The organism is Paraburkholderia bannensis (assembly GCF_014200455.1).
GTDB lineage: Bacteria > Pseudomonadota > Gammaproteobacteria > Burkholderiales > Burkholderiaceae > Paraburkholderia > Paraburkholderia bannensis_A.
On record NZ_JACHBW010000013.1, the window covers coordinates 168,558 to 192,709 of the forward strand.

Here is a 24,152-nt window from a genome sequence, read left to right on the forward strand (position 1 = left end):
TTGCACTGCGCCAAGCGGTTTCTGCGTGATCGATACGACGTTTGCAAACGCATGCGTAACCGGTATCGGCAGCGTTTCCAGCGGATCTTCCGGGTTTAAAGACCCTTCTGCCGTTATGTAATCCGCCACGCCAATGTTGCGTTGCGAAAAATATTTTGGGATGCCTTTTTAGGGTCTGTTCGTCGCTCAGCCAAGCCAGGAGCGCGAATCCGGATTGTTTCCGAAGTCGGAATAAACAATTCGGATTATCGAGATTATTTTCCGATAGTAGGTGTATACACTAAGTCTCACTGACGCAGCTCGTGGGCTCTGACCTCCCAGGTGCGGCGCCTTTCCCTACCGCAAGTTGAACCGGATATTGGAGTCCACCATGAAGACCAAACTGATCGCAGCACTGCTCGTCGCAGCTTCCGCTTCCATCGCTGCTCCGGCATTCGCCAGCGGCTACGGCCCGGCACCGTTCTACCGTCCTAACGTCGGCGCCCCGGCTTCGCAGCAAGGCCAGAGCGAACAGACCGTGGCCGCCGAACGCGCCCAGCAGCAAGGCGTCGATTCGTCGTACGGCGGTGTTGCAGGTGCAGCGACCCAATCGGGCGCTCACACGCAAACGCCGCGCGCACAGCAAGTCTACTTCGGCAACTAAGCGGGCCACCAGGCTGATCGCCGGGTCTCGCTGTCCGAAGCGCCGCCCGTTTAGCGGGCGGCCCAAACGCCGGGAGTCGTTACGATCCCGGCGTTTTTGCATTTCTGCGCCGTCTGCGGGCTTAAAGAGTGGCGGCGGCTTACGACGCCTCGCGCACGCGCTGGTCGATAGCCTCGCGGATGCGGTCGAACGCGGCGTCGAAGGCGTTGTCCTGAGTCGGGAAGCGATCCCCGGCGATGCCGTCGATGGGGACATCGGCGTGGGTTGCATCGGTCAGGCTGTGGATTGTCTGGGTCGTGATCGTGAAACCCGTTTCTCGACTGCCGTCCACGCCGGCGGTCATGTCGAAGCCCATATATTCGTAGCTGCGCCGGTTTTCCATGCTGTTTCCTCCGCGATGCAGGGTTTCAGGATCCGCTTGCTGGCGACCGGATGATTCTGGCACGTCCTGCGCCAGGGCTGCCGCCCGCGAACGAATATCACGGCGGTCCGCCGCCGGAACAAAGCGCAAAGCCGGCGGCGCAGGGCTGCCCCGGCTTTTTCGTTTCCTGAAAAAAATCGGCCAGCATGATAGGTTTTACGTTCCCCCCAACCCAAGATGGAAAACGCTTCGATGGAATACCGCACACTCGGCGACACGGACGTCCAGGTCAGTCTGATCGGCCTCGGCACGATGACGTGGGGCGAACAGAATAGCGAACGCGACGCGCACGAGCAGATCGACTACGCGCGCGATCAGGGCGTGACGCTGATCGACGCCGCGGAAATGTATCCCGTGCCGCCGCGTCCGGAAACGCAAGGCCAGACCGAGCGCTTCATCGGCACGTGGCTCGCGCAGCATCGCGCCGCGCGCGAGCGCATCGTGCTGGCCACCAAGATCGCCGGGCCCGCGCGTCAGCCGCACAATCCACGCCACATTCGCGGCGAAGGCAACCAGTTCGACCGCAGGAATCTGACCGAAGCGCTCGACGGCAGCCTCAAGCGCCTGCAGACCGATTACGTCGATCTCTACCAGTTGCACTGGCCCGATCGCAGCACGATGACGTTTGGGCGTGCGGCCTACCCGTGGGTGGACGACGCCTACACCGTGCCGATCGAGGAAACGCTCTCGGTGCTCGCGGACTTCGTGAAAGCGGGCAAGGTGCGCCATATCGGCGTGTCGAACGAGACGCCCTGGGGCGTGGCGCAATTCCTGCGCGCCGCCGAAAAACTCGGCCTGCCGCGCATCGTCAGCATCCAGAATCCGTACAGTCTGGTGAACCGCACCTTCGAGGCGGGGCTGTCCGAGTTTTCGCATCGCGAAGGTATCGGCCTGCTCGCGTATTCGCCGATGGCGTTTGGCTGGCTCTCGGGCAAGTACGAGGGCGGGGCGCGCCCGGATGGCGCGCGCATCACGCTGTTCGAGCGCTTCCAGCGCTACAGCAAGCCGCAGGCGGTGGCGGCCACGTCGCGTTACGTGGCCCTCGCGAAGGAACTGGGCTACACGCCTGCGCAGTTCGCGCTGGCCTTCGTGAACAGCCGGCCGTTCGTCACCAGCAACCTGATCGGCGCGACCAGCCTTGCGCAGCTCAAGGAAAACATCGCCAGCGTCGACGTGAAGCTCCCGGCCGACGTGCTCGCGCGCATCGACGCGCTGCATGAACTGCAGCCGAATCCCGCGCCGTAAATGGCGTCGGTCATCCGGCGGTCGCGCTGCCGGGTGCCAGGCTGGACGTGCTGGATAGCGGTGACGCGCGCGCAACCGCGCTTCGCTCCACATCTTCGCCCCACATCGCCTGGCCAAAATCGTTGGCGATTCGCAAGGCATGCACTACGATCCTGGCAACACCCGTGAGCCGCGTGCAGACCCTGCACGGCTTGCCTGGATTCTCTTGTTCCGATAGCCCTTTGCGGAGTTCCCCACGATGACGAGCGCCCCGAATGCGCAATCGCCGCGACCATCCCAGCCAACCCAGGCGATACCCGCGCCGCCTGGCTACGGTTGGGCCATTTTCGTCCTGCTGGCGGTAGCCGGTCTGTTCTACGTGAAGTGGTTCCCGTACTACCACCGCGCTTTCACCGCCGAATCGACGCATTCGATCGGCAAGTCGATCCTGATGGGCGGCGCGGCCAGTGCGCCCGCGCCGTCGCTGAACGCGGCGCTTGACTACGCGCTGGCCTATGGCAAGGCGATCTGGCAGGCGATGGTGCTGGGCTTGCTGCTCGGCTCGGGCTTGCAGGCGCTGTTGCCGGTGCAATGGGTCGCGCGTGTGCTGGGGCGACGCGGCTTCGGCAGCGTGGCGGCCGGCGGCTTGCTCTCGGTGCCCGGCATGATGTGTACCTGCTGCGCCGCGCCCGTGGTGGCGGGGCTGCGTGCGCGCAATGCCTCGACCGGCGGTGCGATTGCATTCTGGCTCGGCAATTCGGTGCTCAATCCGGCCACGCTGGTGTTCATGGGATTCGTGCTCGGCTGGCAGTGGAGCGCGCTGCGCCTTGTGCTCGGGGTGTTGCTGGTGTTCGGTCTCGGCTGGCTGGCCAACCGGCTGGTGACGCCCCAGGAAGCGAGCGCCGCCGATGAGCGTCTTGCGCTGCTCGCGCGGCAGCAGGCCGAAGGCGGTAACGTGTTCGTGCGCTGGGCGCGCATTTTCGCGCGCATGGCCGTGCGGCTCGTGCCCGAATACATCGTGCTCGTGCTGTTGCTTGGCGCGGCGCGCGCATGGCTCTTTCCGCACATCGGGCCGGATGTCACCAGCAGCATCGGCTGGATCGTCGCCTTCGCGGTGGCGGGCATGCTGTTTGTGATTCCGACGGCGGGCGAAGTGCCGATCATTCAGGCGATGCTCGCACTCGGCATGGGCGTCGGCCCGGCCGGGGCGCTGCTGATGACGCTGCCGCCCGTGAGCGTGCCGTCGCTCGCGATGCTGGCGGGCTCGTTCCGTCCGCGCGTGCTGACGCTGGTGGCGTGTGTGGTGGTGCTGTTCGGCATCGTGTCCGGGCTGGCGGCGGTTGTGCTGGGCCTGGGCGCGTCATGAAGTGACGCTGAGTGGCGGTAAGTGGCGGTAAGAGACGGTAAGTGACGATTCAGGCGCAGCGCGCGAGGGACGCTTTCGCAGGGGCGAGGGCGGTTCTCGAATGACTGCGGTGCGAGGTTGAATCGATAAGGATCACGTATAGACCGTGGCAGGCCGCAAGGTCCGCCACATCGACGAGGGCTCAGGCCCAGGAACCGGCATGGCAAAGCAAAAAACCAATCCGAAACTCGAACAGGCGCTCACGCGAGGCGACCTCGCCATCCGCCAGGCCAACTCCGCTCGCGCCACGGCAGTGCTGCGCGCGCTCGGCAAGATGATCGTCGAGGCCTCGGCGACCATCGGCGTGCAGGCGCACGTGTCGATCCCTGACGGCGACCGCATTTACGATCCCGCCGACGGCCTCTGGCCGCAGCAACTGCTGATATCGCTCGACGAACCCGTCGAAGAGGCGGACCCGGAAGAGATCCGCACGGTGCGCCTGCATGCGCAGACCCAGGCGACGGTATTCCGGGTGGAATGGCATCGCTCGGACGGCAAGATCGGGCGACAGGAAGGCGGCCCGTTCGCCACGGTCGCCTTTATCTCGGACGTCGACATTCCCTGGGGCGACGACGAAGACTGAGCGCTTGTCGCGGCGTCTAGCGCATCATGCGGCGCCGGAACAGGATCGAAGCGATCCCGAACGGCACGACGACGTAGAACACGAGCACGCCCAGATGCAGTGCGGCGTGCTCGACCGGACGCCCGAGCATGGCCGGGCGGATCAGGTCGACGGCGTGCGCGAGCGGCAACATCAGCGTGACGTGCTGCGCGGCGCTCGGCAGTTGCGTGATCGGGAAGAACACGCCCGAGAGCAGCAGCATCGGCGTGAGCACGAGCGTCTGATAGAACATAAAGAAGTCGTAGGACGGCGCGAGCGCGGTGACGATCATCGCGCAGCTTGCGAAGGCCAGGCCCGCGAGCGCAATCACCGGCAGCGCCAGCAGCATCGACGGGAAGCTCGCGTAGCCAAGTCCGCCCGCCACGATCATGATGGCCGCGCCCGAGAGCATCGACTTGCTGGCGGCCCACATCACTTCGCCCAGCACCACGTCGCCGAGTGAAAGCGGCGTGTGCATGATCGCCTCCCACGTGCGCTGTACGTGCATGCGCGAAAAGCCCGAGTACATCGACTCGAAACTCGCCGACATCATCACCGACGACGACACCGTGCCGGCCGCGAGGAAGGCGATGTACGACACGCCCTGCACGTGGCCGACCATCAGCCCGAGGCCGAGACCCAGCCCGAACAGATAGATCATGGGATCGGCGAGATTGCCGAACATCGACGCAATGGCGAGCTTGCGCCAGACCAGATAGTTGCGCCGCCACACCGCGATCCAGTGCGTGGCGTTCGAGGGCAGCGCGGCGCGTGGCTCGCGCTGCGGTTTGTCGGTCGAGCGTGTCGAGCCGGTGGGCGGCGGCGGTTGAGTACGGGTTTGCATGAGCGGAGCGGCGTTGTTCTCGTAGTTAGTCGGTCGCGTCAATCCTGCATCTCGCGGCCGGTGAGGCGCAGGAACACATCTTCGAGATTCGCCGGCCGATGCAGGTAGCGCAGGTCAGAGCGGTGGCGCAGCTGCGCATGCACGGGCGCGGGATCGTCGACGTAGCAGAACAGCGTCTCACCGCTGATTTCCGTGCGCTTGGCAAACGGCGCAAGCGAGTCGCGCAGCGCCGATGGGTCCGGGCCGTACACTTCGATCACGTCGCAGCCGATCTCCGATTCGATCAGCGTTTTGGGCGCGCCTTCGGCGATCTTGCGGCCTTCCTCGATCACGCAGACGCGGTTGCACAGGCGCTCGGCTTCTTCCATGAAATGCGTGGTGAGCAGAATGGTCTTGCCGCGCGCGAGCAGCGAGCGCAGCCGCTCCCAGATCAGATGGCGCGCCTGCGGGTCGAGCCCAGTGGTGGGTTCGTCCATCACCAGCACATCGGGATCGTTGACGAGCGCGCGGGCGAGCGTGAGACGGCGTCGCATGCCGCCGGAGAGTTCGCCCACGCGTGCATCGGCCTTGCTTTCGAGGCGCGCGAATTCGAGCAGCGGCGCGACGAGCGCCTGGGTTTCACTTGCGGAGAGTCCGAAATAGCGGCCGAAAACCAGCAGGTTTTCGCGCACCGTGAAGTCGGGGTCGAGATTGTCGAACTGCGGCACCACGCCCACGCGTGCTCTCGCATGGCGCGCGCGGGCCGGCACGGGTTCGCCGCACAGGCTGATGCGGCCGGCGTCCGGAGAAACGATGCCAAGCAGCATGCGCAGCGTGGTGGTCTTGCCCGCGCCGTTGGGGCCCAGCAGCCCGAAGCACTCGCCGGGGACGACCTCGAAAGACAAGCCGTTGACGACCGTCCTGTCTCCATAATGTTTGATCACCTGCTCGAATTCGATGGCGGGCATGTCGTACCGTTTTCCGGTTTTATTGTCGGGATTTGATCATGTGCGCGGCGCACAAGGTAAGGCGGCCTATTCTAGAGCATCGTCACGCGGCCGGTGGGAGGCGCCGGCGAGCCTTACACGCTGACGATGCTCGGTCAATGGCTGTCGCGACAATCATGCCGAATTGCCGCAAAGCCCTTGCCGCGGGACTTTCGAGGCGCTAAAACGGTGCATGGCTGGCGGGCGCGAACTTGGTGCGAACCTGGCGCTTACCTGGCGTTTTCCAGCCCTTGCGTGCGTAATTGCGGCGCACCATCATGCCTGTACGACCTGCGTTTCGTGCGGGCGGGGAGAAGAGATCATGGCGAGCTACAAAAAGATTCTGCTGTGTTACGACGGCTCGCGCGAGGGCCGCAAGGCGCTGCGTTGCGGCGCCGATCTGGCTTTGGATCTACAGGCGGAAACGCATCTGTTGTCGGTGGTGGACATGCGTTCGACCATCGCGCAGAGCGCCGGTTTGCTGACCGACGTGGCGTGCGGGCGCTTCGAGGAAACCGCGCGCGAGATCCTGCAGGAAGGCGTGGACTGGCTCACCGAACGCGGCGTGCGTGCGCAGGGCCATTTTGCATTCGGCCATCCGATCGATGAGATCGCCAATCTGGCCACCGAACTGCATGTGGATCTGGTGGTGGTGGGGCATCGATGCCGCACGGGGCTGTCGCGCTGGTGGATGGGGGCGGGCAATACGCCGCTGCTCGACCGCGTGTCGTGCAGCATTCTGGTGGCGTGTTCTTCGGCGGCTGAAGAAAAGCAGCAGGCGGCGGCTGCCGCCTCAGCGCAAGCCTGAGCGTACCGATGCGCGCCCGGCCGCCACGGCTGGGCGCCTTGTCAGTGGCGGAATCAGTTTGACGCGCTCGCGCCGTCGCCGGCATCCGCCGGGTTCAATTCGACCGCGGCGAGCTTCCACGAAAACAAACCATGACGCTGCAGGATGGCCGCATAGCGCTCGCTGTTCGCACTGCGTTGCCATGTCACGGCGAATTCGTTGAGGCTGCGATAGCCCGCCGTCGCCTGCGCACGCGCTGGCGGCGCAGCGGTATCGGCGCTGGCGTCGCTGGCGTCGCTGGCGTCGCTGGCGGGGGCGGGCGGCGGTGCCGGCTGCGCCGTTCCTGCCGGAGCGGATGAAGCTTGTGCAGCCGAAGGCGGCGGTGCCGGACGCTCGCCAGGCTTGCCGGTTGGCGGCATGCCGTTGAGCAGCGCGGCCACGCCTTCGGGGGTTGCGTACGCATCGACCAGCGGCCCGATCAGCGCCGCGCCAATCACCGCGCCGAGCATCAGAAGCGGATTGCTGCTGTGCTGCGCCTGGATGCGCCGTTGCAGCATTTCGCCAACCTGCTGTTTGAGGCTCACCCGCAGCGCCGGGTAATCGACGTATTCGCTCAAGGTCACGGCGTCGCGTGCGTCTGCGGCCTGCTTGAGGCGATTGAGCGCGAGGTACGGCGAAGCGTAGCTAAACCCAAGCGCCGTCACCACGACAATGGCCGCCACCGCGATGGCGACAGGTTTCTTCCAGTTCGACGAGGGGCGTGAGGACGTAGTCGTATCAGTCATTGAGCAGGGCGGTCCCGCGTTAGCAGGGCAAAAAGCGGGTCAAAGGTTCAATCAGCATGTTGACCGCCCGCGCGCCGAAAAATTTCCCCACGAAATACCTTGTTACTTCGATCGTGTTACTTCGCCAGCGCGACCGGCATATCGCCGGTTTGCTCGGCGATGCAGCGGTCGATGGCGCGGCACACCGCGTCCATCGTGCCAACCATGATGAGACGCGACGGGCCGTGGTAGACGCGCACCGGCGCGCGGCGATCCGGCTGTTCCGTATGGAGCGTGCTGTTGAGCGAGACGCGTGCGAACGCGGGCTGCGCCGAAGGCAGCGGCGGCAGCTCCGTCGTATGCACCAGGTCGATGCTGTCTTCGAAGAGCGAGCCATTGAGCGCCGCCGCCGAAGCGCGCGCTTCGCGCACCGCGCACGACGCGATCCCGCGCAGATGGCGCAGACGACCGAATTGACGGAAGGGCAACAGGCGGGCAAGGCGTTCCATGGCTAACTCTCCAGAAGATGCGCGGACCAGGCGCTGACAGGGCGCGGTCGGAATTATCAGAATTCGGTGGGACGGATCAGACCGACGGCAATACCTTCAAGCGCGAATTCAGCGCTGCCGGCCGCGACGAAGATGTTGTCGTAGTCGGGGTTCTCGGCGATCAACTCGATACCGTTGGGCTGGCGCTTGAGGCGCTTCACGGTGACGTCGTCGCCCAGACGCGCGACGATGATCTGGCCGTCCTTGGCTTCGGCCTTTTTCTGCACGGCGAGCAGGTCGCCATCCAGGATGCCGGCGTCGCGCATGGACAGGCCGCGCACCTTCAGTAGGTAATCCGGGCGACTTGAGAACAGCGCCGGGTCACATGCGTAGTTTTGCGAAATGTGCTCTTGCGCGAGGATCGGGCTACCCGCGGCAACGCGGCCAACGAGCGGCAGCGAGAGCTGCATGATGCTGGCGTGCGGCAGCGTGAACTGATGCGGCAGGTCATCCGGGCCCGGCATCAGGCGGATGCCGCGCGAGGCGCCCGCAGCCAGTTCGATCACGCCCTTGCGCGCCAGGGCGCGCAGGTGTTCTTCTGCGGAGTTGGCCGAGCTGAAGCCCAGTTCGGCGGCGATCTCTGCGCGCGTGGGCGGAAAACCCGTGCGCTCGATCGCGCGGCGAACCAGATCGAAAACCTGCTGCTGTCGTGCGGTGAGTTTGGTCATGGCGACACTGTATGTTTGAACAGGTAGCTGTATTTTTATACAGTACTCGCCGCTTTTCAAGTGTTACTTGAAGTTTGACGTTTGGGTGCCGCCGCAGCGCCGTTTTGCGATGGTCTGACGGACGAAAAAATGCTGCAACAGCCGGTTTGTCCGCCTTTACCACTTTTGCGTATTAAAAAATGAGAAAACATCATTTTTAATAATGTAAGCCAATCGCTAGACTGGCCCTCATCGATCGCTGCTTCAGACAAAACGCGCGACGAAACGGACATCAAACGCACATCAAAACGCACGACGAACGGAGAAAGCGGGATGAAACAAGGCACTACGGGGCGCGCATGGTTCAAGACTCTTGCGGCAAAACTGGTCATCGGCGCAGCGCCGCTGCTGGGCATGGCCGCGATGGCGCCGGCCGCGCATGCGGATACCTCGCTGCTCAACGTCTCCTACGATCCGACGCGTGAGTTGTACCAGGACGTCAACGACGCCTTCATCAAGCAGTGGAAGGCAAAGACGGGCGAAACGCTTACGATCAAGCAGTCGCATGGCGGCTCGGGCGCACAGGCGCGCTCGGTGCTCGACGGCCTGCAGGCCGATGTGGTGACGCTGGCGCTCGCCTGGGACATCGACGCGCTCGCCAACAAGGGCATCGTCGCCAAGGACTGGCAAAAGCGTCTGCCCGATAACGCCTCGCCGTACACCTCGACCATCGTGTTTCTGGTGCGCAAGGGCAATCCGAAGCACATCAAGGACTGGGACGACCTGATCAAGCCGGGCGTGTCGATCGTTACGCCCAATCCGAAGACCTCGGGCGGCGCGCGCTGGAACTATCTCGCCGCCTGGGCCTATGCCGAACACCAGCCGGGCGGCAACGACGAGAAGGCCAAAGAGTTCGTCTCGAAGCTCTACAAGAATGCCGGCGTGCTGGATTCGGGCGCGCGTGGCGCGACCACCAGCTTCGTGCAGCGCGGTATCGGCGATGTGCTGATCGCCTGGGAAAACGAAGCCTTCCTGTCGCTCAAGGAGTTCGGGCCGGAGAAGTTCGAGATCGTGGTGCCGTCGGTGAGCATCCTGGCTGAGCCGCCGGTGGCGGTGGTCGACAAGGTGGTCGAGAAGAAGGGCACGCGCAAGGTGGCCGAGGCGTATCTGCAGTTCCTCTATAGCGAGGAAGGTCAGGAGATCGCCGCGAAGAACTTCTACCGTCCGCGTTCGGACAAGGTGCCGGCAGCGCTTACGTCGAAGTTCCCGAAGATCAAGCTCTACACGGTTGACGACACCTTCGGCGGCTGGACCAACGCACAGAAGACGCACTTTGCCGATGGCGGCGTGTTCGATTCGATCTATCAGCCGCAATAAGGCCGCATCAGGAAGCACTGAAAGCAGCATAAAACAAGGCGCGCCCCATGAGGCGCGCTTTTCGGCGCAGTGAGACCCTGGACCTCCACCCTCGATCCGCCTGCGCAACCCATGTGAAGAGATAGAGCATGACGACGTTCCGACTACAGAAGCCAGGCGCCTTGCCCGGGTTCGGCGTGACGCTCGGCATCACGGTGGCTTACCTGAGCCTCGTGGTGCTGATCCCGCTTGCGGCGACCTTTCTCAAGACCGCCACGCTCGACTGGGCGCAATTCGTACGCGCCGTGTGGTCGCCGCGCGTGATCGCGTCGTACCGCCTGACGTTTTTCTCGGCGCTCGGCGGGGCGCTGATCAACGCGGTGTTCGGCTTCCTGCTCGCGTGGGTGCTGGTGCGCTACACGTTCCCGTTCAAGCGCGTGATCGACGCGCTCGTCGACCTGCCGTTCGCGCTGCCGACGTCCGTGGCGGGCATTTCGCTGGCGGCCGTCTACGCGGGCAATGGCTGGATCGGTCAGTTTCTTCAGCCGCTCGGGCTGAAGATCGCGTTTACGCCGCTGGGCGTGCTGGTGGCGCTCACCTTTATCGGCTTGCCCTTCGTGGTGCGCACGGTGCAGCCCGTGCTCGAAGAGTTCGAGCGCGAGCAGGAAGAGGCCGCCGCGTGCCTGGGCGCGTCGCGCTGGTTGACGTTTCGCCGCGTCGTGCTGCCCGCCGCGCTGCCCGCGCTGCTGACGGGTTTTGCGCTGTCATTTGCGCGCGCGCTGGGCGAGTACGGCTCGGTGATCTTCATCGCCGGCAACGTGCCGATGAAGTCGGAAATCACCTCGCTCCTCATCATCACCAAGCTCGAACAATACGATTACGCGGGCGCGACGGCGCTGGCCGTCGTGATGCTGTGCGTGTCCTTCCTGATGCTGCTGTTCATCAACACCTTGCAGTGGTATCTGCAGCGGCGTACGAGCCGCGGCGCATCGAACGCCGCGCCGGGGAACGCGACGGCAGCCACGACCGCCACGGGAGCCGCGCAATGAGCAAGACGATCCGCAAAACGCGTCCCGATCCCGTCACCGAAGCGCCGTGGGTGCGCTGGCTGCTGACCGGCATCGCGCTGGTGTTTCTTTCGCTGTTTCTGGTGGTGCCCCTCGTTGCGGTGTTCTGGCAGGCGCTCTCGAAGGGCATCGGCTTCTATTTCGAATCGCTTGCCGATCCCGATGCGCTGGCCGCCATCAAGCTCACGCTGATCACGGCGGCGATCGCCGTGCCGCTGAACTGCGCATTTGGCCTCGCCGCCTCGTGGGCGATCGCCAAATTCGATTTCCGCGGCAAGGCGCTGCTCACCACGCTGATCGACCTGCCGTTTTCGGTCTCGCCGGTGATTTCGGGTCTGATCTACGTGCTGATGTTCGGCGCGCAGGGCTGGCTCGGGCCGTGGCTCGAAGACCATAACGTGCAGATCATTTTCGCGGTGCCCGGCATCGTGCTGGCGACGATCTTCGTGACGTTCCCGTTCGTGGCGCGCGAGCTGATTCCGCTGATGCAGGCGCAAGGCAATGACGAGGAAGAGGCCGCGCACGTGCTCGGCGCTTCGGGCTGGCAGATGTTCCGCCGCGTGACGCTGCCCAATATCCGCTGGGGGCTGCTGTACGGCGTGATTCTCTGTAACGCACGGGCGATGGGCGAATTCGGCGCGGTGTCGGTGGTCTCGGGCCACATCCGCGGTCAGACCGACACCATGCCGCTGCACGTCGAGATTCTCTACAACGAATACAACTTTGCGGCCGCGTTTGCGGTGGCCTCGCTGCTGGCGCTGCTCGCGCTCGTGACGCTCGCCCTGAAGCTGCTGGCCGAGCGCCATATGAATGCGGCATTGCGCGACGACGACGTGCCGGCCTTTGCCGGACCGGTGCCGCAAGCGGCGGCACAGGCCGCGCAGCCGACGCATCAATCGAGACAGGCGAAACAATCGCTTCAACCTGGAGAGCTGTAATCATGGGCATCACCGTCAGCAATTTGCAGAAGCGCTTTGGCGACTTCACCGCCCTCGACAACGTCTCGCTCGACTTTCCGCAGGGCGAACTCGTCGCGCTGCTCGGGCCTTCGGGTTGTGGCAAGACCACGCTGCTGCGCGTGATCGCCGGTCTCGAATACGCCGATTCGGGGCAGGTCGTGCTGCAGGGCCAGGACGTGGGCGCCGCCGGTGCGCGCGAGCGCCAGGTGGGCTTCGTGTTCCAGCATTACGCGTTGTTTCGCCATATGACGGTGTTCGAGAACGTGGCGTTCGGCCTGCGCGTGAAGCCGCGCGGCGAGCGTCCGTCCGAAGCGCAGATCCGCGAAAAGGTGCATGAACTGCTCAAGCTCGTGCAACTCGACTGGCTCGCGCAGCGCTATCCGTCCGAACTCTCGGGCGGTCAGCGCCAGCGTATCGCGCTGGCCCGCGCGCTGGCGGTGGAGCCGAAGGTGCTGCTGCTCGACGAGCCGTTCGGCGCGCTCGACGCCAAGGTGCGCAAGGAGTTGCGCGGCTGGCTGCGCCGTCTGCACGACGATCTGCATATCTCGACGATCTTCGTCACGCACGATCAGGAAGAGGCGCTGGAAGTGGCCGACCGCATCGTAGTGATGAATCATGGTCATGTGGAACAGATCGGCAGCCCGCAGGACGTGTACGATCATCCCCAGACGTCGTTCGTCTACGAGTTTCTCGGCGCGGCGAACCGTCTGCGCGGCAAGGTGGCGGCGGGCGGTTTCGTTGCCGAGGGTGCGGCGCAGGCGATTGCGGTAGAGGCCGCCTTCGAAGGCCCGGCGCTCGCCTATGTGCGTCCGCACGATATCGTGCTGCATCGCGACGCAGCCGATCATCGCGATGGCATCGTCGTCGATGTGCGCCGCGTGGTGACGCTGGGCGGTTCGGTGCGCGTGGAGCTGGAAAGCCGCACGGGCGGCGCGCTGGAGGCGCAGCTCGACCGCGAAGCGTGGCGCTCGCTCAACCTCAACGTTGGCGACGGCGTGACGGCGGTGCCGCGCGGGCTGCGCGTGTTTCCGGCGCAGTGAACACATTGCGCTGACCCAATCGCATTGATTGAACCGCATTGAATAAACCGCATTGATCAAACAATAACGACTAGATCGGCAGTTCCGGAGAGAAGAACATGAATTTTCAGCAGTTGCGTTTCGTACGCGAAGCCGTGCGGCAGAACATGAACCTGACCGAAGTGGCGAACGTGCTGTACACGTCGCAGTCGGGTGTCTCGAAGCAGATCAAGGATCTGGAGGACGAGCTGGGCGTCGATATCTTCATTCGCCGCGGCAAGCGCCTGACGGGTCTCACGGAGCCGGGCAAGGCGGTGCACCAGCTGATCGAGCGCATGCTGCTCGACGCGGAGAACCTGCGCCGCGTGGCGCGCCAGTTCGCCGATCAGGACAGCGGCCACCTCGTGGTGGCGACCACCCACACCCAGGCGCGCTACGCGCTGCCCAAGGTCGTGCACCAGTTCCGCGAAGTGTTCCCGAAGGTGCATCTGGCGCTGCGCCAGGGCAACCCGCAACAGATCGCGCAGATGATCATCAACGGCGAGGCCGACATCGGCATCTCGACCGAAGCGCTCGACCGCTTCCCGGATATCGTGACGTTCCCGTGCTATACGTGGCATCACACGGTCGTCGTGCCGAAGGCGCATCCGCTGGTGGGCCGCGAAAACCTCACGCTCGAAGAGATCTCGGAATATCCGATCATCACCTATGACCAGGACTTCACGGGCCGCTCGCATATCGACCAGGCGTTCGCGAAGGCGGGCACGGTGCCCGACGTCGTGCTGACCGCCATCGACGCGGACGTGATCAAGACCTATGTCGAGCTTGGCATGGGGATCGGCGTGGTGGCCGCAATGGCCTACGATCCGAAGCGCGATAGCGAGCTGGTGGCGCTGGATACGCAACATCTGTTCGAGGCCAGCACCACGCGCGTGGGTCTGCGCAAGGGCGCTTTCCTGCGCCAGTATGCCTACCGCCTGATCGAAATGTTCGCGCCGCAGCTCAGCGAACAGCAGATCGCCAGCCAGTTGCGCGAATCGGTTTGAGGCTTTTGATGTGATGGTGAAGCGGCGGCGCGATTTCGTGCCGCCGTTTTCGTTTTATCGACGTTTTCTGCACGGGCGTTCGCGCCAATGCACGCCAGCGGGGTTTTCCGCCAGATCGCGGCGCGCTTCGGATCGCTTAAAATCGCGGCCATGACTACTTCCGCTACTCCCCAAGCCGCGGCGCTGCCGCGCATCGCCGTGCTCGCCACTGGCGGCACCATCGCGGGCTCCGCGCCCGACGCAGCCAATACCGCCGGCTACCAGGCCGGCGTGATCGGCGTGGCGCAACTGCTGGCGGCCGTGCCCGGCCTCGATTCGGTCGCGCAGATTCACGCCGAGCAGGTCGCCAGCGTCGACAGCAAGGACATGTCGTTCGCGCTCTGGAGCACGCTGGCGCAGCGCGTAAACGAGCTGCTCGCGAGCGACGATATCGACGGCGTCGTCATCACCCACGGCACCGATACGCTCGAAGAGACCGCCTACGTGCTGCACCTCACGGTCAAGAGCGCGAAGCCCGTGATCCTGACGGCGGCGATGCGCCCGGCCTCGGCGCTGTCGGCGGATGGCCCGCTCAATCTGCTCAACGCGGTGACGCTCGCGGCGAGCGGCCAGGCGGGCGGGCAGGGCGTGCTGGTGGCGTTCAACAACCGCATCCACTGCGCGCGCGACGTGGCCAAGATCAGCACCTATGCCGTCGATGCGTTCCAGTCGCCCGAGATCGGCGCGCTGGGCTGGGTGCAGGATGGCCGTGTGGAGTTCCAGCGACGCGCGCTGCGCCCGCATACGGTCGATACGCCTTTCGGTGCCGCTATCCAGTGGCCGCAGGTGGAAATCGTCACGAGTTACGCGGGCGTTTCGCGCCTCGCAGTCGATGCGCTGGTGAGCGCGGGCGTGCGCGGGATCGTGGTGGCGGGCACGGGCAATGGCTCGATCCACGCGACGCTGCAGCAGGCGCTCTCGGATGCGGTGGCGAAGGGGATCCCCGTGGTGCGTGCATCGCGCGTGGGCTCGGGCCACGTGATGCATAACGGCGCGGCCAAGGACGATGCGCTCGGTTTCGTTTCGGCGGGCACGCTCAGCCCGTTCAAGGCGCGCGTGCTGCTAATGCTGGCGCTCGCGACCGGCACGAGCGAAAAAGCTGAACTGCAACGCGTGTTCGATACGTACTGATCCAGGTGCACCAAAACACAAAGGGCCTTACGGAGCGATCCGCAAGGCCCTTGTTTTTTGCTGTCTTCGATTTGAAAGGGTGTCGCAATCCGTACGCGGACACCCGGTGACGACGTCTGACCGACCAAGGCTTCCCCGTCGTCGCCGGGTGCCGCTTTCGGACCCCACTGGCCGCTCTCAGCCCAGAGCGGCCCCGATTTGCCCCGCAGCGGTTGCCGCCGCCACGAAGCGCCCCACCTGCGGCTGTCGCTTGCCTGATGCCGCGCCAGCCTGAATTCTGTGTGTGGCCTGTTGAAAAAATTGAGAGAGGCGATGCGCACGGGCCCACGCGCGCATCGCTCCGACTTCTACCGCGTCAGGTACTCAAGCAGCTTTTGCCTTCGATTCAGCGCCTTCAGCGATTTCGAAATCCGCCATGATTTCCAGCGCGCGAATCATCGCCGAGTGGTCCCATGCCTTGCCGCCGTTGGCTGCGCACACGCTGAACAGTTGCTGTGCGCTCGCCGTATGGGGCAGGGCAATGCCAAGCTTGCGTGCGCCGTCGAGCGCCAGGTTCAGATCCTTCTGGTGCAGCTCGATCCGGAAGCCCGGATTGAACGTACGCTTGGTCATACGCTCGCCGTGCACTTCGAGAATGCGCGACGACGCGAAACCGCCCATCAAAGCCTTGCGCACGCGCTCCGGATCCGCGCCCGAGCGAGCCGCGAACAGCAGCGCTTCGGCAACGGCTTCGATGTTCAGCGCGACGATGATCTGGTTCGCGACCTTGGTGGTCTGCCCCGCGCCGTTGTCGCCAACCAGCGAGATGTTCTTGCCCATCAGATCGAACAGCGGCTTGGCCAGATCGAAAGCCTTCTGCGGGCCGCCGACCATGATCGAAAGCGTCGCTTCGCGTGCGCCCACTTCGCCGCCCGACACCGGCGCGTCGAGGTAATCGCAGCCCAGCGCGTTGATCTGCTTCGCGAACTGCTGCGTTTCCAGCGGCGAGATCGAGCTCATGTCGATCACGAGCTTGCCGGCCGACAGACCCTTGGCGACGCCGTCATCGGCGAACAGCACGTTCTGCACGTCCGGGGTGTCCGGCACCATCAGGACGATGATTTCCGAAGCCTGCGCAACAGCGGTCGAATCGGCGACCACGGTGGTGCTCGCGCGCAGATCGTCCGGCACCGGGAACTTGCCGTTTACGACCAGCGAGTGGCCGCCCTTTTGCAGGTTGCGCGCCATGTGCGCGCCCATGATGCCCAGGCCGATAAAACCAATCTTTGCCATCTTGTGTGTCTCCGTGTGAGTCGAATTCAGGTGTGATCCGCGAATGCGCGTGATGCCCGCTGTCAGGCCAGTTCCGCCGCGCGTTGCTGCGCGCCGCGCAGCCAGCCGAGGCCATCGACGGTATTCGTCTTCGGCTTGTATTCACAGCCGACATAGCCCGCGTAGCCCAGCGAATCGAGCAGATCGAACAGGAACGGGTAGTTGATCTCGCCCGTGCCCGGCTCGTTGCGCCCGGGGTTATCGGCGAGCTGGATGTGGGCGATCTTCGCGAACTGCTTCTTGATGGTCGCGGCCAGTTCGCCTTCCATGCGCTGCATGTGATAGATGTCGTATTGCAGGAACAGATTGTCCGAACCCACCTTTTCGATGATGTCGAGGCCTTCTGCCGAACGGTTCAGCGCGAAGCCCGGGATGTCGTATGAGTTGCACGGCTCGACCAGCAGACGGATGCCTTCGCGCTTGAGTTCGCCCGCCGCGTAACGCAGGTTGTCGACGATGGTGGCGAGCGCCGTTTCGCGGCTCACGCCCGCCGTCGGAATGCCGACGAGGCAGTTCAACTGCGGCACCTTGAGCGCCTTGGCGTATTCGATCGCGCGGCCCACGCCTTCCTGGAACTCGCCACGGCGCTCCGGCAGACAGGCGATGCCGCGCTCGCCGCCTTCCCAGTTGCCGGCGGGCAGGTTGTGCAGCACGAGTTTGAGCTTGTTCGCTTCCAGACGCTCGGCCAGCTCGGCGGCCTTGAACGGGTAGGGGAACAGGAATTCGACGGCTTCGAAGCCCGCCTCGGCAGCCGCGGCAAAGCGGTCGAGGAACGGCACTTCGTTGAACAGCATGGTGAGATTCGCAGCGAATTTCGGCATGAGATGTCTCTCGCGGGGCTGGAGTGGGAGGGGACCGCCTTTCGCGCGTCAGGGCTGGGCGCGAAAAGCGGGGTGTTCAGTTGCGTCGGTGCTCAGGACTGCAGGCTGATTGCCGTGGGTGCGTGCTCGGGCTTCCCGGCCAGTTCCTCGAACTCGTTGATGGCGTCGATTTCCGTGCCCATCGAGATGTTCGTGACGCGTTCGAGGATCACTTCCACCACCACCGGCACGCTGTGTTCGAGGGCCATCGCCTGCGCCTGCTTGAGCGCCGGAGCGATCTCTTCCGGCTTGAATACGCGCAGCGCCTTGCAGCCCAGACCTTCGACCACGGTCTTGTGATCGACGCCGTAGCCGTTCAATTCCGGCGCGTTGATGTTCTCGAACGCGAGCTGGACGCAGAAGTCCATGTCGAACTGGCGCTGCGCCTGGCGGATCAGGCCCAGATACGAGTTATTCACCAGCACATGCACATAAGGCAGCTTGAATTGCGCGCCCACGGCCAGCTCTTCGATCATGAACTGGAAGTCGTAGTCGCCCGACAGCGCCACGATGGGGCGCGCCGGATCGGCTGCGCGCACACCGAGCGCCGCCGGAATCGTCCAGCCGAGCGGGCCTGCCTGGCCGCAGTTGATCCAGTTGCGCGCCTTGTAGACGTGCAGGAACTGCGCGCCGGCAATCTGCGACAGACCGATCGTGCTGACGTAGCAGGTGTCGCGGCCGAACGCCTTGTTCATTTCTTCGTAGACGCGCTGCGGCTTGATCGGCGCATTGTCGAAGTGCGTCTTGCGATGCATCGTGGCCTTGCGCTGCTGGCAGTCCGCCACCCATGCGCTACGGTCCTTGAGCTTGCCAGCGGCCTTCCATTCCTGCGCCACTTCGACGAACAGTTCGAGCGCGGCTTTCGCGTCCGACACGATGCCCAGATCCGGGCCGAACACGCGGCCGATCTGCGTCGGTTCGATATCGACGTGCACGAACTTGCGGCCCTTCGTGTAGACCTCGACGCTGCCCGTGTGGCGATTGGCCCAACGGTTGCCGATGCCGAGCACGAAGTCCGAAGCGAGCATCGTGGCGTTGCCGTAGCGGTGCGAGGTCTGCAGACCGACCATGCCGGCCATCAGCGGATGGTCGTCGGCGATGGCGCCCCACGACATCAGCGTCGGGATCACCGGCACGCCCACGGTTTCGGCGAACTGCACCAGCAGGTCTTCAGCGGCGGCGTTGAGCACGCCGCCGCCCGAGACGATCAGCGGCTTGTCGCTGGCGTTGAGCAATGCGAGCGCGGCTTCGATCTGCTTGCGCGTGGCGCGCGGCTTGTAGACCGGCAGGGGCTCGTAGGTGTCGATATCGAATTCGATTTCGGCGAGCTGCACGTCGATCGGCATGTCGACCAGCACCGGGCCCGGACGGCCCGAGCGCATCAGGTGAAACGCCTGCTGGAACACGCGCGGCACCAGTGCCGGCTCGCGCACCGTGACGGCCCACTTGGTGACCGGCTTGGCGATCGATTCGATATCGACGGCCTGGAAGTCTTCCTTGTACAGACGCGCGCGCGGCGCCTGGCCCGTGATCGCGAGGATAGGAATCGAATCCGCCTGGGCCGAGTAGAGGCCCGTGATCATGTCGGTGCCCGCCGGGCCCGAGGTGCCGATACACACGCCGATGTTGCCCGGCTGTGCACGCGTATAGCCTTCGGCCATGTGCGACGCGCCTTCGACGTGGCGTGCGAGCACATGGGTGATGCTGCCGGCCTTCTTGAGCGCCGAGTAGAACGGATTGATGGCGGCGCCCGGCACGCCGAAGGCGGTATCGATGCCTTCTTTTTCGAGCACCAGCACGGCGGCGTCGACGGCTCTCATTTTGGCCATGGAATGTCTCCTGAATGTCGCAAAAAACCTGAATGGCGCGCTGGAAAAAAAGCGCGCAGGGGATACAGCGCTTGGGACCCACTGTAGGGCTGCACGAAAGGTTTGATAAGATCAGTCCAGGTCGTTTATTTCGAAACAAAAAGTATGGAATCGCCGTTTGGCGGGGCTTCCAGGCAGCGCGGCGATACGGCGTGGAGACAAGGCATGGACCGGTTCAAACAGATCGAGACCTTCGTGCGCGTCGCGGAGGCGGGCAGCCTCGCGGCGGCGGCGCTCGAAGAGGGCGTCTCGCCCGTGATTCTCGGGCGGCGCATCGACGCGCTGGAAAAGCGCCTGGGCGTGAAGCTCATGTACCGCTCGACGCGGCGGCTGGTGGTGAGCGAGGAAGGCGGGGCGTTTCTAGAACGCTGCCGCGGCCTGCTGGCGGAGTGGGAACAGGCGGAAAACGAACTGTCCGCCGGGCGGCGCGTGGTGAACGGGCATCTGATCGTGTCCGCGCCCGCGGCGTTCGGGCGCAAGCACGTCGCGCCGCTCGCGCCCGAATTCCTTGCCGATAAACCCGAGCTACAGGTGTCCTTCAACCTCACCGACCGGGTGGTCGATCTGGTGCGCGAGGGCTATGACCTGTCGATCCGCATCGGCGGGGCGGTCGATCCGAATTTCGTGGCCGTGAAACTGGCCACCAACCGGCGCGTGGTGTGCGGCACGCCCGAGTATTTCCGCAAGCACGGCAGGCCGAAGACGCTCGAAGATCTGCCCAGCCACAATTGCCTCGCCTTCAATCTGCAAGGCGGGCAGAACCGTGGCTGGTATTTCCGCCGCAACGGCAAGCTCGCAACGGTGCGTGTGGGCGGCAATCTCGACTGCAACGACGGCGAACTGCTGCATCGCTGGGTGACGGAAAGCCTCGGACTGGGCTGGCGCTCGACGTGGGAGATCGATGCGCAACTCGCGCGCGGCGAACTGGAGACCGTGCTCGACGAGTACGCGCTGCCCGATTACGACATTCTTGCCGTCTACCCGCAGCAGCGCTATGTGCCGGCCAAGGTGCGCTATTTCATCGATTATCTGAAAGAGGTCTACGCGCGGCCCGGTTACTGGAGCGGCGTGGTCTGAGCCACGCACGCTAGCCCACGACGATCACGCCGTTCATCGACTCGTGCCCGGAGCCGCAAAAGATATCGCAGAGAAACGGCACGTTGCCCGCGTCGCCAGCGGTGGCGGCGACGCGCACGACGGCGCCGGGTGGCACGTCGGCGCGCACGCCGAATTGCGGAATCGAAAAGCCCATCGTGGTGTCCTGCGAGGTGACTTCGAACACCACGCTTTCATGCGGCGCGAGCGCGATGTGATCGGGCGTGAAGGTGAAGCGGCGCGCGTGAACCTTGATGACGCGCGGGGCGGCCTGGGCGTCCAGACGGCTGAGCATCGCGACGCTCGCCGCCGCGAGCGCGAGCCAGCGGCGACGCGCGAGTTGGGGTTCGCGTGCGCGAAGAAAGTGCAGCTTCAGCATGGTGGTCTCCTTGTCGGTGGCCTTGATGTTGTCTTTGACGTTGTCCTTGATGTTCCCCTTGACGTTCTCGCGCTCAGCTCACGTTGCGGATCGGCATTTCCGTGAGCGCATAGGCTTGCGGCGTGCCTTCGACGGCGACGTCGCGCCAGCCGAGGCCCTTGTACGGCGCTGACGCGTCCCACGGCACTGCGGTTCTTTGCGGCTGCGACATCGGCGCGGGCAACGCGAACATCAGCGAGCGCGCGGCGTGATGCGCGATCGCGCCCGTCATCGTGTGGTTCTCCTGATGGATATGGCCGTAGAACACGGTCACGTTCGCGTGCTTCTGCAGGAGCGCAATGGCCGCTGCGCCGTCGCGCGTGGCCCAGTCCCATTGCGGCGCCAGATCGAATAGCGGCCGGTGCGTGAAAACGACGATGCGCGCGTCGTCGGGCTGGCGGCTCAGGTCGTCGGCGAGCCAGGCCAGTTGCGCGTCGCCGATACGGCCTGCGGGATCGGAGACGTTATCGAGCGTGATGAAATGCACGCCGCGGTGATCGAAGGTGTAGTGCGTTGGCCCGAACAGTTCGCGATACGCCTCGCCGCTGTCGAGACTCGCGTCGTGCTCACCCGGCATCAGATAGAGCGGTTTCACGCGCAGGCCGCCGACGATCTGCTGGAATTCGCGCATGCGCGTGCGGCGCACGGCGGGATCGTCGGTGGTGTGCGTGAGGTCGCCCGTGAAAATGACGAAGTCGGGCATGACGGGCAGGGCGTTCACCGCGGCGATGGCCTTGGGCAGCGTGCCTTTGGAATCGGGATTGATGGCGGGGCCTTCGAAACCCCAGTGGGCGTCGGAGAGTTGCACGAAGAAAAAGTCGGCATGACCGCCTGCCTGACCCTGCTGGCCCGACGCCCAGCCAGGCAGCGCGGACGCAAACACGGCCCCGCCGCCGAGCGCGGCCAGCTTGAGAAAATCGCGTCGCTTGAGCGATGCGCTTGCGTTGGACATGGTGGTCTCCTGGTTGTGAAAAAGGGGCATGGATCCGATGTTTGGGGACATGGGCCGGTCTCGATTCGATTGCATCGCGGTTTTCCATCTCTGCTATGCGTCGCTGATTGGCGCGTCGATCTGGCCTGTCTGTCGTACCGGTTTTCGTGCGCAGACATTCCCGATTTATTTTTCGTTTTCGCCGTCATCCAGCGGGAATAAACTTGCCGCTAACCGGGTAGTGCATGCGGTGAGACAGAGCGACGGCAGACAGCGCGCGGCGCTGTTCAGGGTCGCGTCAAGACACGCGGCACGCGCGGACGAGGGGGCCAGGTGGGCGAAACCGCGAACGGGCAGCACGACAACGTGGGCAGGCCGGCCAGCGATGCGCAGGCGAGCGACGCGCAGGAGACCGCGGCGCGCAGCCGCCGTTTCCAGGCGCTTGCGCTGCCGCATCTGGACGCGGCCTACAACCTCGCGCGCTGGCTCTCGCGCAACCCTGGCGACGCCGAAGACATCGTGCAGGACGCGTTTTTGCGGGCATTTCGCTTCTTCGACACCTTTCGCGGCGACGAGGCGCGCCCCTGGCTGCTCGCGATCGTGCGGCGCGTCTGGTATGACGAGTGGCGTCGGCGTGCGGGCTCGCAGGAAGTGGCTCAGTTCGACGAGTTGCGCGACGACGTCGCGCCCGAAGGCTGGGATACGGGCGAGAGCGGCGTGGATCCGGAAACGCTGGCGATCCGCGCGGAGTCCTCGCGGCATGTGCACGAGGCGCTGCAGCGGCTGCCGGCGGAGTATCGCGAAGTGTTGGTGCTGCGCGAACTGGAAGAACTGGAGTACCGCGAGATTGCCACCGTGATCGACGTGCCGATGGGCACCGTGATGTCACGGCTCGCGCGCGCCCGTAAGCGCCTCGCGGCCATGCTGGCGGCGCAGGGGCATGGTGCGGGTGCTCGCGCGGGCAGGGGCGAGCGCAGGCGCGGCAACGAAAATGACGATTTAGCAGTCGGGGGAAGTAGCAGTAAAGCCTGGAGACCATCCGGCCGGGGGCCAGACGGCCGGTTCCGCGAGGAGCCGGCCGTCGACGGCGGAGCGCACGAAGTGAACGAAGCGCGTGCGCAGGAGTGCCCCGACGGCCCACACGTCGGCCCACACAACACGGAGGCGCCCGATGAACTGTGACGAAGCGCGCCCGCTGGTCGACGCCAGCGTCGATCGGGAATTGTCTGCCGCCGATGAATGGCGCATGCGTGAACATCTGGCCGGCTGCGTGCCGTGCCGTCGCGCGGTAGCGCAGGTCGAGGCGATTTCCCGGCTGACCCGCGAGGCGCCGTATCATCGCGCGCCGCAAGGGCTGGCTGCGCGGATCGTGGCGGCGTTGCCGGCTGTGGGGGAAGCCGCGGCGGCACCCGCGGCGGCTCCGGCCGTATCGCCTGACGTCGCCCCTGACGCGACCGAAGTATTCCCCGCTGTGCCTGAACCGCGCGCGCCGGACCGGGCGAAGCCCGCGCGCCAGGGCGGCTGGCGTGACTGGCTGCGGCCTGTCTTTGGCGGTTCTGGCGTAGGCGCATCGGGGCTTGCGTGGATGGGCAGCGGCGTGCTGCTGCTCGGTGCGCTAGGCGTTGCGCTCGCATTGCATCTACGCCCGTCCGCCGCCGATGGTGCGTTTGTCGACGAACTGGTCGCGAGCCACATCCGCGCGCAGATTTCGGGGCGCGACATCGACGTGATTTCCACCGATCGCCATACGGTGAAGCCGTGGTTCAACGGTCGCATCGACTACGCGCCGCCTGTCGAGGATTTCAGCGCCCAGGGCTTTGCGCTCGTGGGCGGCCGGCTCGACTATGTGGGGCGCGAGCGTGTCGCGGTGCTGATCTACCATTTCCGCAAACACGTCATCGATCTGTACGTGTTTCCGCCCGGCCAGGCCGGTACTGCCCTGCAGGGCAGTACGCCGCGTGCGAACGACGGCTATACGCTGTTGCGCTGGCAGGCAGCCGGGATGACCTGGTGGGCGGTCACGGATGCGGGGCCGGATGCGCTGGTGGGGCTGCGCGCGGCGCTCGACGCGCGGCTGGCGGACGGCTCGCCCGGCGTGGAAGCGCGTCCCTAGCGTGCACTGGCGCGTGCCTCGTCACGCATTCCACCGGTGTCCCTACGCCAAGTCCTTGAAAACACGCCCGAAACGACGCGCAAGTCGCTC

25 protein-coding genes are annotated in these 24,152 nt (G+C 64.9%); 14 read left to right on the forward strand and 11 right to left on the reverse strand.

Features of this window, described 5'->3' with window-relative positions; all coding sequences use genetic code 11:
- Window positions 1-370: 370 nt before the first annotated feature.
- Window positions 371-643: a hypothetical protein gene (locus F4827_RS22155; RefSeq protein WP_167066278.1), complete on the forward strand. Its 273-nt coding sequence runs from the start codon at window positions 371-373 to the stop codon at window positions 641-643.
- A gap of 139 nt (window positions 644-782) precedes the next feature.
- Here the strand turns inward: F4827_RS22155 and F4827_RS22160 are convergent, their stop codons facing one another.
- A complete protein-coding gene (locus F4827_RS22160) occupies window positions 783-1,025 on the reverse strand; it encodes a hypothetical protein (protein WP_183727091.1) in 243 nt (80 codons plus the stop codon).
- A 231-nt stretch (window positions 1,026-1,256) separates the two neighbouring features.
- On the opposite strand from F4827_RS22160, the gene F4827_RS22165 reads away from it, so the two are divergent.
- The 3 genes from F4827_RS22165 (at window position 1,257) to F4827_RS22175 (ending at window position 4,276) form a co-directional block, all read left to right on the forward strand.
- Window positions 1,257-2,309, forward strand: coding sequence for an NADP(H)-dependent aldo-keto reductase (locus F4827_RS22165; RefSeq protein WP_183727093.1), 1,053 nt, complete (start codon window positions 1,257-1,259; stop codon window positions 2,307-2,309).
- Window positions 2,310-2,547: 238 nt separating this feature from the next.
- Entirely contained in the window at window positions 2,548-3,654 is a 1,107-nt protein-coding gene (locus F4827_RS22170) for a permease (protein WP_183727095.1), read from the forward strand.
- Between the two features lie 199 nt (window positions 3,655-3,853).
- Window positions 3,854-4,276 (forward strand): hypothetical protein, encoded by a 423-nt coding sequence (locus F4827_RS22175; RefSeq protein ID WP_167066288.1) that lies wholly within the window; start codon window positions 3,854-3,856, stop codon window positions 4,274-4,276.
- 16 nt (window positions 4,277-4,292) lie between these two features.
- Here the strand turns inward: F4827_RS22175 and F4827_RS22180 are convergent, their stop codons facing one another.
- Together F4827_RS22180 and nodI are read right to left on the reverse strand one after the other, a co-directional pair.
- Entirely contained in the window at window positions 4,293-5,138 is an 846-nt protein-coding gene (locus F4827_RS22180; protein WP_183727279.1) for an ABC transporter permease, read from the reverse strand.
- Window positions 5,139-5,176: 38 nt separating this feature from the next.
- Window positions 5,177-6,085: a nodulation factor ABC transporter ATP-binding protein NodI gene (gene nodI / locus F4827_RS22185; RefSeq protein ID WP_183727097.1), complete on the reverse strand. Its 909-nt coding sequence runs from the start codon at window positions 6,083-6,085 to the stop codon at window positions 5,177-5,179.
- Between the two features lie 340 nt (window positions 6,086-6,425).
- Here nodI and F4827_RS22190 point away from each other — a divergent pair, with 340 nt between their 5' ends.
- The gene (locus tag F4827_RS22190; protein WP_183727099.1) at window positions 6,426-6,911 is read left to right on the forward strand and encodes a universal stress protein; all 486 of its coding nucleotides are present in this window, start codon (window positions 6,426-6,428) and stop codon (window positions 6,909-6,911) included.
- Window positions 6,912-6,964: 53 nt separating this feature from the next.
- On the opposite strand, the gene F4827_RS22195 is transcribed toward F4827_RS22190, so the two are convergent.
- From F4827_RS22195 to lexA, 3 genes are all read right to left on the reverse strand, one after another.
- Window positions 6,965-7,675 (reverse strand): DUF2939 domain-containing protein, encoded by a 711-nt coding sequence (locus F4827_RS22195; protein ID WP_183727101.1) that lies wholly within the window; start codon window positions 7,673-7,675, stop codon window positions 6,965-6,967.
- A gap of 116 nt (window positions 7,676-7,791) precedes the next feature.
- Complete coding sequence (locus F4827_RS22200) at window positions 7,792-8,163, reverse strand: hypothetical protein (RefSeq protein ID WP_183727103.1); 372 nt, start codon at window positions 8,161-8,163, stop codon at window positions 7,792-7,794.
- Between the two features lie 56 nt (window positions 8,164-8,219).
- A complete protein-coding gene (gene lexA / locus F4827_RS22205; protein WP_027818325.1) occupies window positions 8,220-8,870 on the reverse strand; it encodes a transcriptional repressor LexA in 651 nt (216 codons plus the stop codon).
- Between the two features lie 312 nt (window positions 8,871-9,182).
- Between lexA and F4827_RS22210 the strand changes: the two genes are divergently transcribed.
- The 6 genes from F4827_RS22210 to F4827_RS22235 all read left to right on the forward strand — a co-directional run bounded on the left by F4827_RS22210 (window position 9,183) and on the right by F4827_RS22235 (window position 15,466).
- On the forward strand, window positions 9,183-10,226 hold the full coding sequence (locus tag F4827_RS22210) for a sulfate ABC transporter substrate-binding protein (protein ID WP_183727105.1): 1,044 nt from the start codon (window positions 9,183-9,185) through the stop codon (window positions 10,224-10,226).
- 128 nt (window positions 10,227-10,354) lie between these two features.
- Window positions 10,355-11,254 (forward strand): sulfate ABC transporter permease subunit CysT, encoded by a 900-nt coding sequence (cysT, locus tag F4827_RS22215; protein WP_183727107.1) that lies wholly within the window; start codon window positions 10,355-10,357, stop codon window positions 11,252-11,254.
- Entirely contained in the window at window positions 11,251-12,210 is a 960-nt protein-coding gene (gene cysW, locus F4827_RS22220; RefSeq protein ID WP_183727109.1) for a sulfate ABC transporter permease subunit CysW, read from the forward strand. The genes cysT and cysW overlap by 4 nt, the downstream gene beginning before the upstream one ends.
- Before the next feature lie 2 nt (window positions 12,211-12,212).
- Entirely contained in the window at window positions 12,213-13,271 is a 1,059-nt protein-coding gene (locus F4827_RS22225) for a sulfate/molybdate ABC transporter ATP-binding protein (RefSeq protein ID WP_183727111.1), read from the forward strand.
- Between the two features lie 98 nt (window positions 13,272-13,369).
- The gene (locus tag F4827_RS22230; protein ID WP_183727113.1) at window positions 13,370-14,296 is read left to right on the forward strand and encodes a CysB family HTH-type transcriptional regulator; all 927 of its coding nucleotides are present in this window, start codon (window positions 13,370-13,372) and stop codon (window positions 14,294-14,296) included.
- Between the two features lie 150 nt (window positions 14,297-14,446).
- Window positions 14,447-15,466, forward strand: a complete 1,020-nt coding sequence (locus F4827_RS22235) for an asparaginase (RefSeq protein WP_183727115.1) — start codon at window positions 14,447-14,449, stop codon at window positions 15,464-15,466.
- A gap of 363 nt (window positions 15,467-15,829) precedes the next feature.
- Here F4827_RS22235 and F4827_RS22240 read toward each other — a convergent pair whose 3' ends face one another.
- The 3 genes from F4827_RS22240 to gcl form a co-directional block, all read right to left on the reverse strand.
- Window positions 15,830-16,768 (reverse strand): 2-hydroxy-3-oxopropionate reductase, encoded by a 939-nt coding sequence (locus tag F4827_RS22240; protein ID WP_260175374.1) that lies wholly within the window; start codon window positions 16,766-16,768, stop codon window positions 15,830-15,832.
- 32 nt (window positions 16,769-16,800) lie between these two features.
- On the reverse strand, window positions 16,801-17,598 hold the full coding sequence (gene hyi, locus F4827_RS22245) for a hydroxypyruvate isomerase (RefSeq protein ID WP_183727118.1): 798 nt from the start codon (window positions 17,596-17,598) through the stop codon (window positions 16,801-16,803).
- A gap of 92 nt (window positions 17,599-17,690) precedes the next feature.
- The gene (gene gcl, locus F4827_RS22250; protein WP_183727119.1) at window positions 17,691-19,466 is read right to left on the reverse strand and encodes a glyoxylate carboligase; all 1,776 of its coding nucleotides are present in this window, start codon (window positions 19,464-19,466) and stop codon (window positions 17,691-17,693) included.
- A gap of 204 nt (window positions 19,467-19,670) precedes the next feature.
- Here gcl and F4827_RS22255 point away from each other — a divergent pair, with 204 nt between their 5' ends.
- Entirely contained in the window at window positions 19,671-20,582 is a 912-nt protein-coding gene (locus F4827_RS22255) for a substrate binding domain-containing protein (protein ID WP_183727120.1), read from the forward strand.
- A gap of 10 nt (window positions 20,583-20,592) precedes the next feature.
- Here the strand turns inward: F4827_RS22255 and F4827_RS22260 are convergent, their stop codons facing one another.
- Entirely contained in the window at window positions 20,593-20,979 is a 387-nt protein-coding gene (locus F4827_RS22260) for a cupredoxin domain-containing protein (protein ID WP_183727121.1), read from the reverse strand.
- 73 nt (window positions 20,980-21,052) lie between these two features.
- Window positions 21,053-21,970 (reverse strand): metallophosphoesterase, encoded by a 918-nt coding sequence (locus F4827_RS22265; RefSeq protein WP_183727122.1) that lies wholly within the window; start codon window positions 21,968-21,970, stop codon window positions 21,053-21,055.
- Between the two features lie 312 nt (window positions 21,971-22,282).
- Between F4827_RS22265 and F4827_RS22270 the strand changes: the two genes are divergently transcribed.
- Window positions 22,283-23,131 carry an RNA polymerase sigma factor gene (locus tag F4827_RS22270; protein ID WP_409258841.1) on the forward strand — a complete coding sequence of 283 codons (849 nt, stop codon included), beginning with the start codon at window positions 22,283-22,285 and terminating at the stop codon, window positions 23,129-23,131.
- Window positions 23,121-24,062, forward strand: a complete 942-nt coding sequence (locus tag F4827_RS22275; protein ID WP_183727123.1) for a zf-HC2 domain-containing protein — start codon at window positions 23,121-23,123, stop codon at window positions 24,060-24,062. The genes F4827_RS22270 and F4827_RS22275 overlap by 11 nt, the downstream gene beginning before the upstream one ends.
- Window positions 24,063-24,152 lie beyond the last annotated feature (90 nt).

Bases quoted from the DNA above. Each gene is read 5' to 3' on its own strand.
- F4827_RS22155 (WP_167066278.1), top strand. From the start codon at position 371: ATGAAGACCAAACTGATCGCAGCACTGCTCGTCGCAGCTTCCGCTTCC.
- F4827_RS22160 (WP_183727091.1), bottom strand. From the start codon at position 1,025: ATGGAAAACCGGCGCAGCTACGAATATATGGGCTTCGACATGACCGCC.
- F4827_RS22165 (WP_183727093.1), top strand. From the start codon at position 1,257: ATGGAATACCGCACACTCGGCGACACGGACGTCCAGGTCAGTCTGATC.
- F4827_RS22170 (WP_183727095.1), top strand. From the start codon at position 2,548: ATGACGAGCGCCCCGAATGCGCAATCGCCGCGACCATCCCAGCCAACC.
- F4827_RS22175 (WP_167066288.1), top strand. From the start codon at position 3,854: ATGGCAAAGCAAAAAACCAATCCGAAACTCGAACAGGCGCTCACGCGA.
- F4827_RS22180 (WP_183727279.1), bottom strand. From the start codon at position 5,138: ATGCAAACCCGTACTCAACCGCCGCCGCCCACCGGCTCGACACGCTCG.
- nodI (WP_183727097.1), bottom strand. From the start codon at position 6,085: ATGCCCGCCATCGAATTCGAGCAGGTGATCAAACATTATGGAGACAGG.
- F4827_RS22190 (WP_183727099.1), top strand. From the start codon at position 6,426: ATGGCGAGCTACAAAAAGATTCTGCTGTGTTACGACGGCTCGCGCGAG.
- F4827_RS22195 (WP_183727101.1), bottom strand. From the start codon at position 7,675: ATGACTGATACGACTACGTCCTCACGCCCCTCGTCGAACTGGAAGAAA.
- F4827_RS22200 (WP_183727103.1), bottom strand. From the start codon at position 8,163: ATGGAACGCCTTGCCCGCCTGTTGCCCTTCCGTCAATTCGGTCGTCTG.
- lexA (WP_027818325.1), bottom strand. From the start codon at position 8,870: ATGACCAAACTCACCGCACGACAGCAGCAGGTTTTCGATCTGGTTCGC.
- F4827_RS22210 (WP_183727105.1), top strand. From the start codon at position 9,183: ATGAAACAAGGCACTACGGGGCGCGCATGGTTCAAGACTCTTGCGGCA.
- cysT (WP_183727107.1), top strand. From the start codon at position 10,355: ATGACGACGTTCCGACTACAGAAGCCAGGCGCCTTGCCCGGGTTCGGC.
- cysW (WP_183727109.1), top strand. From the start codon at position 11,251: ATGAGCAAGACGATCCGCAAAACGCGTCCCGATCCCGTCACCGAAGCG.
- F4827_RS22225 (WP_183727111.1), top strand. From the start codon at position 12,213: ATGGGCATCACCGTCAGCAATTTGCAGAAGCGCTTTGGCGACTTCACC.
- F4827_RS22230 (WP_183727113.1), top strand. From the start codon at position 13,370: ATGAATTTTCAGCAGTTGCGTTTCGTACGCGAAGCCGTGCGGCAGAAC.
- F4827_RS22235 (WP_183727115.1), top strand. From the start codon at position 14,447: ATGACTACTTCCGCTACTCCCCAAGCCGCGGCGCTGCCGCGCATCGCC.
- hyi (WP_183727118.1), bottom strand. From the start codon at position 17,598: ATGCCGAAATTCGCTGCGAATCTCACCATGCTGTTCAACGAAGTGCCG.
- gcl (WP_183727119.1), bottom strand. From the start codon at position 19,466: ATGGCCAAAATGAGAGCCGTCGACGCCGCCGTGCTGGTGCTCGAAAAA.
- F4827_RS22255 (WP_183727120.1), top strand. From the start codon at position 19,671: ATGGACCGGTTCAAACAGATCGAGACCTTCGTGCGCGTCGCGGAGGCG.
- F4827_RS22260 (WP_183727121.1), bottom strand. From the start codon at position 20,979: ATGCTGAAGCTGCACTTTCTTCGCGCACGCGAACCCCAACTCGCGCGT.
- F4827_RS22265 (WP_183727122.1), bottom strand. From the start codon at position 21,970: ATGTCCAACGCAAGCGCATCGCTCAAGCGACGCGATTTTCTCAAGCTG.
- F4827_RS22275 (WP_183727123.1), top strand. From the start codon at position 23,121: ATGAACTGTGACGAAGCGCGCCCGCTGGTCGACGCCAGCGTCGATCGG.